We start from the raw sequence: 6,936 nt of genomic DNA, 5'->3' as shown, positions 1-6,936 counted from the left end.
CCGATCTCCGGTAAGCGCCGATAACCGCCGATTTCGGTGGGGTCCACGACTGCTCGCATTCCCCGGCAATCGACCGTTGATCTCTGCACCAGCACTTTTGGGCGAATGCCGTTGCGTGCCGGGCGCGGATACCAAGAGCCTATGGGACGGGTTGGCGCCTCACAACTTGGGGCCGCGCCCACCGATACGACCATTAGCGGTGTAATGGAGAAATGCATTCCGCGCAATCCGGGGAAAGCGGAAATCGCATGTGGTTAATTGGCTGAATTCACGTTCTCAGATGGGTGTCGAACTCTGGTGAATCCGAGCCGGAAATGCCGAGCACTCGGCTCCGCAAACCGCAACGGCGGCCTGAGAATCCAGGCCGCCGTTGCAGAGTGCGAGGAGTGAACCCCGCGGAAGATCGCTCGGGTCTCAGCCGCCGAAGACGTCCCGCAGCTGCTCGACCTCGGCGACACGCTCGGCGTGCGTCGGAGCGGTCGGCGAGGCGAGAATGCAGGTGACGCCTGCCTCACGGAAGGCCGCGACCCGCTCGGCGACCTGCGACTTGGAGCCGATGAGCGACATCGCGTTCACCAGGTCCTCTGGGATCGCCGCGGCGGCCTCGACCTTCTTGCCGTCGAGGTAGAGGTCTTGGACGAGCTTGGCCTCCTCGACATATCCGTAACGGACGGCGAGCTGGTTGTAGAAGTTCTTGCCGCGGGCCCCCATGCCACCGATGTAGAGCGCGGCGTGATGGCGGACGAGTTGCCTGGCGTTGTCGATCTGCTCGGCGTCGTCGGAGATCCGGGCGGTGGCCTGGACAACGATGCCCAACTCGCCCAGGGACGGGTCGCGCTTGGCCCGGCCCGCGGCGAGCGCCTCGCCGAACGCGGCGTCGATGTGCTCCGGATGGAACAGGATCGGCTGCAGTTCGTCGAACATCTCCGCGGCGAGCTCGATGTTCTTGGGCCCGATGGCGGCCAGCAGCAGCGGGATGTTGTCGCGCACCGGATGGTTGATGATCTTCAGCGGTTTGCCCAGGCCCGAGCCGCCGTGCTCCTTGTCTAGCGGGAGCGTGTAGTGCTTGCCCTGATAGTTGAGCTTCTCGCGACGCCAGACCATCCGGCAGATCTCGGCGTGCTCGCGCGCCCGGCCCACGGGGTAGTCGTATTTGACGCCGTGGAACCCCTCGATCACCTGCGGGCCCGAGGCGCCGATACCCAGCACGGCTCGGCCGCCGCTGATGTAGTCGAGTCCGGCTGCGGTCATCGCCAGGTTGGTGGGGGTACGCGAGAACATCGGCAGGATCGCCGTCTGCAGTTCCATCTTCTCGGTCTTGGCGGCGATGTAACCGAGCTGGGACACCGCGTCGAAGCTGTACGCCTCGGGTACGGCGATGCGCTCCACCCCCGCGGCCTCGAAATCGGCCAGGTTGTTGATGGTCTCGCGGAAGTCGCCCGCGTAGTTGATCGGCATGCCCAGCTTCATCGATGTCATGCCGTCGGATTCTTCCACAGCGCGGCGAAGTTTCCGAGGGCCCTGCCGAGCGTTCGATCGCTGTGCGCTCTTACCTCGTTTGCGCTGCGAAGATGTGCCGACAGGCCGGGAACCGGAGGGTGATGTTCGCCGTAACTGCGCCAGGTATTTAGGAATTTGAGCGTCCAGCACCCACAATTGGGGACATGAGCGGCGAGATGCTGATCCTGGTGCTGTTGGTGATCACGGCCCTCGGCTTCGATTTCACCAACGGTTTCCACGACACCGGCAACGCCATGGCCACCTCCATCGCGACCGGCGCGCTCAAGCCGAAGGTCGCCGTCGGTCTCTCCGCGATCCTCAACCTGGTCGGCGCCTTCCTCTCGGTGGAGGTCGCGGCGACCATCACCAAAGACGTCCTCGAGATCCAGCAGACCTCGGGCCCCGACGCAGGCGAACTCGTCGGCGGGTTGTCGGCGACGACGGCGTTGCTGATCATCTTCGCCGGGCTCATCGGCGGCATCCTGTGGAACCTGTTCACCTGGTTGTTCGGTCTGCCGTCGAGCTCCTCACACGCATTGTTCGGCGGCCTGATCGGCTCGGGTCTCGCGGCCGTCGGCGTCGGCGGCATCAACTGGTCGGGCATCACCTCGAAGGTGTTGATCCCCGCACTGCTCGCACCGCTGATCGCCTGTCTCGTCGCCGGATGCGGCACGTGGCTGGTCTTCAAGATCACCCGCAAGATCGCCGACTCCGACAAGGAGGGCGGCTTCCGGTACGGACAGATCGCGACGGCCTCGCTGGTCTCCCTCGCGCACGGCACCGGCGACGCACAGAAGACGATGGGCGTGATCGCCATGGCGCTCATCGCGACCGGCCACCTCGAGGCGTCGAGCGTCAGCCACGGACTCCCCTTCTGGGTGGTCTTCAGCTGCGCCGCGGCGATCGCGATCGGTACCTACCTCGGCGGCTGGCGCATCATCCGCACCCTGGGCAAGGGGCTCGTCGAGATCACCTCACCGCAGGGCATGGCCGCCGAGGCGTCATCAGCGGCCATCATCCTCACCTCGAGCGCCGCAGGCATGGCGTTGTCGACCACCCAGGTCGCCACCGGGTCGATCCTGGGTTCCGGACTGGGCCGCAAAGGCGCACAGGTCCGCTGGTCGGTCGCGGGCCGGATGGCGGTCGCCTGGGTGACCACCCTGCCGGCCGCCGGCGCGGTCGGCGCGATCTGCTACTTCCTTGCCCATCTGCTCGGTGACGTGACGGGGGCGCTCCTGATCTTCGGGCTGCTGGTCACCGCGGCGGCCTACATGTACTGGCGGGCACAGCAGAACAAGGTCGACTCCGAGAACGTCAACGCCGACTGGGTCGAGGAGGCCGAGCCCGGCCTCCCGCTGCCGACGACGCCGGCCGAGATCATCGAGCAGCGCGACCCGGAGAGGACCGCGTAGCCGTGGAGACCATGGAAGCGATCGTCAAGGTCCTCATCGTCGGGCTGGTGCTCGGTGCCGGCCTGCCCGCGCTGTTCGCCGTCGGAATGCGCCTGCAGTCGACTCCGGACGGTGCGGGGTACGGCGGTTCGGCAACGGACGCGCAACACCGGGTCCGACGACTCCTCGCCTACGCGATCTACGGGTTCGTCGCACTGGTGATCATCACCGGAATCCTCTGGATCACCCGGCAGACGATCTACTACTACACAGGCATCAAGATCTTCCCCTTCGGGTACAAGTGACATCGTCGTCACTGCCGAAGGCCGCCCAACGCACACCGTTCCGGCAGTTGTCGGAGACGTGCGCTCACCGAAGAACGGAGATCCGCCCGTGGACCGCCCACAGTTCCTCACGAGGGTCGTGGAATGGTTGCGCGACGGTTACCCCGACGGCGTCCCGCAGGGTGACTACATCCCGCTCGTCGCGCTGCTGCGCCGGCAGCTGAGCGAGGACGAGGTCGTCCAGGTGTCCTCGGAGCTCATCCAGGAGTCACCGCCGCCACCCGAGCCGATCTCGAAGGTCGACGCGGGAGTGAAGATCACGCGCTACACCCATGAGTTGCCGCACGAGGACGACATCGCCCGGGTCAGGGCGCACCTCGAGGGTTCGGGCTGGCCGTTCGGCAACGAGGCCCCGTCCTGAGAGTTCTGCGGCCCCTGGAGATGCCGTCGACGCCCGACGTCCTCGGACGCCTCGACGACCTCGCGGCAATCCTGGACGGCTCGACGACGGTCCTTCCCGTTCCCGCCGACGTACGTGCGGCCACCGAACTGGGGACGGCACTCGGCGCCGACGAGCCCATCGACGACGCCTTCTCGCTGGTGATCTCGACCTCCGGGTCCACCGGAACACCCAAGGGCGCGCAGCATTCGCCTGCGACCCTGGCCGCCTCGGCGCGGGCGACCGCCCGCCGACTCGGCGGCCCGGGCAACTGGCTGCTCGCGCTGGCACCCCATCACATCGCCGGCCTGCAGGTTCTGCTCCGCGCAGTCGCCGCCGGTCACACCCCCGCCGTCCTCGACATGCGCGCCGGATTCGATCTCGAGTCGTACGTGCGTGCCGTCGAGGAGTTCGACGCACCGCGGCGGTACACCTCGTTCGTACCGACCGAACTGATCAAGGTCCTCGAACATCCGGCCGCGACCGCCGCCTCACGCGGATTCGACGCGATTCTCGTCGGCGGTGCCGCCACGCCGAAACCGCTGCGGGACCGCGCGCTGGCGGAGGGGTTGCCGATCGTCGCGACCTACGGCATGAGCGAGACCGCGGGCGGCTGCGTCTACGACGGCCTCCCACTCGAGGGCGTCGAGGTGCACATCGTCGACGCCGGGCCCGACGGTGTGGGCCGCGTCGTGCTCGGCGGTCCGGTCGTCGCGCACGGATACCGGTATCTGCCCGGCCATCCCGCCTTCGCCGAACCCGGCCGGTTCCGCACCGACGACCTCGGCTCCGTCGACGAGAACGGCGTGCTGACCATCGTGGGCCGGGCCGACGAGGCGATCTCCACCGGCGGGCTGACCATCGTGCCGCAGGTGGTCGAGGCCGTGATCCTCGACGATCCGGCCGTGAGCGACTGCGCCGTCGTCGGTCTGCCGGACGACCGGCTGGGCGAGAAGGTGGTGGCGTTCGTCGTGGTCCGCGCCGGGGAACGTCTGGATCCGAAGCGGATTCACGACGCGGTGGCCGAACGCCTCGATCGCTACGCCGCACCACGGGAGGTCATCGAACTCGACGAACTCCCCCGTCGTGGCCCGGGAAAGGTCGATCGTCGCGCACTGCGGGCCCGATTCGGTTCGTGAGGGCCAGGCCCCACGTCGCGGTGGCGACGATCCGAGAGGCCACTCGGCATCGGCGCCGACCGTCCCTCGTGAAACCATGGCGTGGTGGCAACCCCGAAGCAGTGGATCGAAGGCGCACGTCCCCGCACCCTGCCCAACGCGATCGCCCCGGTGGTGGTCGGTGTCGGCGCGGTGCGCGAACTCGGTGACGTCACCTGGTGGAAGGCCGTTCTCGCGCTACTCGTCGCGGTCGCCCTGATCATCGGGGTGAACTTCGCCAACGACTACTCCGACGGCGTGCGCGGCACCGACGACGACCGCGTCGGCCCGATGCGGCTCGTCGGCTCGCGGGCAGCGACACCGGACGCGGTCAAACGGGCCGCCTTCCTGTGCTTCGGGATCGGCGCGGTCTGCGGACTCGCCCTCGCGATCACGACCGCGTGGTGGCTGATCGTCGTCGGCGCCGTCTGCATCGCGGGCGCCTGGTTCTACACCGGCGGCAAGCGACCGTACGGCTACATCGGCCTCGGTGAGATCGCGGTGTTCACGTTCTTCGGCCTGGTCGCGGTGATGGGCACCCAGTTCGTGGTGAGCGGTCGGGTCGACTGGATCGGGCTGGTGTGCGCGATCGGTGTCGGCGCCATCTCGACGGCGGTGCTGGTGGTCAACAATCTGCGCGACATCCCCAGCGACACCGAATCCGGCAAGATCACCCTCGCGGTCCGCCTGGGCGACAAGCGCACTCGTCTGTTGTTCGCCGCTTTGGTCGCCGCACCCCTCGTCGTGAGCATCGTGCTCGTGATCGCGACCCCGTGGGCGCTGCTCGGACTGCTTGCCGCACCGCTGATGTGGATCGCGTACCGCCCTGTGCGCAGCGGCGCCGTCGGGCCCGCGCTGATCCCGTCGCTGGGTGCCGCCGGACAAGCGATGCTGGCGTGGGCGGTACTCACGGCGGTCGGGCTCGTCCTGCCCTGAGTCACGACGCAGGTGCCTGATCGGTTCTGACGATCAGACCCCGGCCGATCAGACCCCGGCGTCGACCTCGGGCAGGTCGGCCCAGACTGCGGCGCGGAGATCGTCGGCGGTCGTGGCCGATTCGATCAGGGTGCGCGACGCGTCGTCGGCGGTGTCGATGATCCCGAGCAAGAGGTACTCGGCGCGCAACTGACGGTCACCGCGTTCGCGGGCGATCTCCATCGCCCTGCCGAACGCTGCTCGGGTGTCGGACGAGAAACGTGGACGCGACCCGCGACCCCGCGGTCCCCGACGTCCACGGCCGGGCTCCCACGGACCGCCCTCACCGGGAAACGGACCGCCGGGCCCGAAACCACCTGGCCCGAAACCGCCCGGCCCGAAACCGCCCGGCCCGAAACCGCCTGGGCCCCAGGGGCCGGCACCGAGAACGGCGGGGTCGCAGTCGGGGCGCGATCCTCGTCCACGGTGCGGTCCATGCCCATGCCCGTGGCGCCGGCCGTGACCCCTGCGACCTTCTCCTCTGCGACCCTCTCCTCGTCCCCTGGGACCCCGCTCGCGGCGCTCGCCCCAGCCCTCGGAGAGGTCCTCACCGAAGCGGCCACGCACGGCCTCGCGGACCTTGTCCAGATCGATACCGATGCTGCGCAACGCTTCTCGATCTTCTTCGTATCGCTGCGTGGCCGACTCGTCGTCGGAGGACGATTCGCCATCGGCCGGGTCGGCGTGGTCGGCGTGGTACGCACGCACCACTTCCCTGGCCGATGCGAGGGTCAGTCCCCGGTCGGCAAGGAAATCGAACAGCGGACTCCGTGCGTTGCAGAGCATGCCCAGGATCAGGTGGTCGTTGCCCAGCTGCCGGTGACCCAGGTCGCCGGCCTCCTGCGTGGCGAAAGCCAGCAGCATCTTGTCATCGCGACTGATTCGCTCAAACATCTGTGTCTCCTTCTGGCCCACTTGCGCGGGCCTCACGTTGTGAGTGCTTCTGATGCACGGCCTGGCGGCTGATCTGCAGCACTTCCGCGATCGCCTGCCAGCTCCACCCGTTGGCCCGGGCGTTGGCCACCTGCACGTCTTCGAGCCGGTCGGCCAAGGTGCGCAGCGCACGGACCGCAGCCAGCCCTCGGGCGGGATCGCTGCTCGCAGCGTCCCCTGCCAGGTCGGCGCTCTGTGCGTCGTGTGCGGTGTCGGTGCTCTGGTCGTCGTGCATGATGTCAGGTTATGTTGACATC

At 68.0% G+C, this 6,936-nt stretch carries 8 protein-coding genes; 5 read left to right on the top strand and 3 right to left on the bottom strand.

The window, feature by feature from the left end; genetic code table 11:
• Window positions 1–414: 414 nt before the first annotated feature.
• On the bottom strand, window positions 415–1,479 hold the full coding sequence (locus tag H1R19_RS04755) for an LLM class F420-dependent oxidoreductase (protein WP_188329656.1): 1,065 nt from the start codon (window positions 1,477–1,479) through the stop codon (window positions 415–417).
• Window positions 1,480–1,664: 185 nt separating this feature from the next.
• Here H1R19_RS04755 and H1R19_RS04750 point away from each other — a divergent pair, with 185 nt between their 5' ends.
• The 5 genes from H1R19_RS04750 to H1R19_RS04730 all read left to right on the top strand — a co-directional run bounded on the left by H1R19_RS04750 (window position 1,665) and on the right by H1R19_RS04730 (window position 5,707).
• The gene (locus tag H1R19_RS04750; RefSeq protein WP_219850692.1) at window positions 1,665–2,912 is read left to right on the top strand and encodes an inorganic phosphate transporter; all 1,248 of its coding nucleotides are present in this window, start codon (window positions 1,665–1,667) and stop codon (window positions 2,910–2,912) included.
• Between the two features lie 2 nt (window positions 2,913–2,914).
• Complete coding sequence (locus tag H1R19_RS04745; protein WP_219850691.1) at window positions 2,915–3,196, top strand: hypothetical protein; 282 nt, start codon at window positions 2,915–2,917, stop codon at window positions 3,194–3,196.
• Window positions 3,197–3,284: 88 nt separating this feature from the next.
• On the top strand, window positions 3,285–3,596 hold the full coding sequence (locus H1R19_RS04740; protein WP_188329653.1) for a DUF3349 domain-containing protein: 312 nt from the start codon (window positions 3,285–3,287) through the stop codon (window positions 3,594–3,596).
• A 20-nt stretch (window positions 3,597–3,616) separates the two neighbouring features.
• Complete coding sequence (menE, locus tag H1R19_RS04735) at window positions 3,617–4,753, top strand: o-succinylbenzoate--CoA ligase (RefSeq protein ID WP_219850690.1); 1,137 nt, start codon at window positions 3,617–3,619, stop codon at window positions 4,751–4,753.
• Window positions 4,754–4,837: 84 nt separating this feature from the next.
• Window positions 4,838–5,707 carry a 1,4-dihydroxy-2-naphthoate polyprenyltransferase gene (locus H1R19_RS04730; protein ID WP_188329651.1) on the top strand — a complete coding sequence of 290 codons (870 nt, stop codon included), beginning with the start codon at window positions 4,838–4,840 and terminating at the stop codon, window positions 5,705–5,707.
• Between the two features lie 48 nt (window positions 5,708–5,755).
• Here the strand turns inward: H1R19_RS04730 and H1R19_RS04725 are convergent, their stop codons facing one another.
• Together H1R19_RS04725 and H1R19_RS04720 are read right to left on the bottom strand one after the other, a co-directional pair.
• Window positions 5,756–6,640, bottom strand: coding sequence for a Clp protease N-terminal domain-containing protein (locus tag H1R19_RS04725; RefSeq protein ID WP_219850689.1), 885 nt, complete (start codon window positions 6,638–6,640; stop codon window positions 5,756–5,758).
• A complete protein-coding gene (locus H1R19_RS04720; protein WP_188329649.1) occupies window positions 6,633–6,914 on the bottom strand; it encodes a helix-turn-helix domain-containing protein in 282 nt (93 codons plus the stop codon). Before H1R19_RS04720 ends, H1R19_RS04725 begins: the two co-directional genes overlap by 8 nt.
• Between the last annotated feature and the right edge of the window lie 22 nt (window positions 6,915–6,936).

Origin of the sequence: Gordonia jinghuaiqii (genome assembly GCF_014041935.1) — a bacterium.
GTDB lineage: Bacteria > Actinomycetota > Actinomycetes > Mycobacteriales > Mycobacteriaceae > Gordonia > Gordonia jinghuaiqii.
This window is presented reverse-complemented; position numbering and strand designations above follow the sequence as displayed.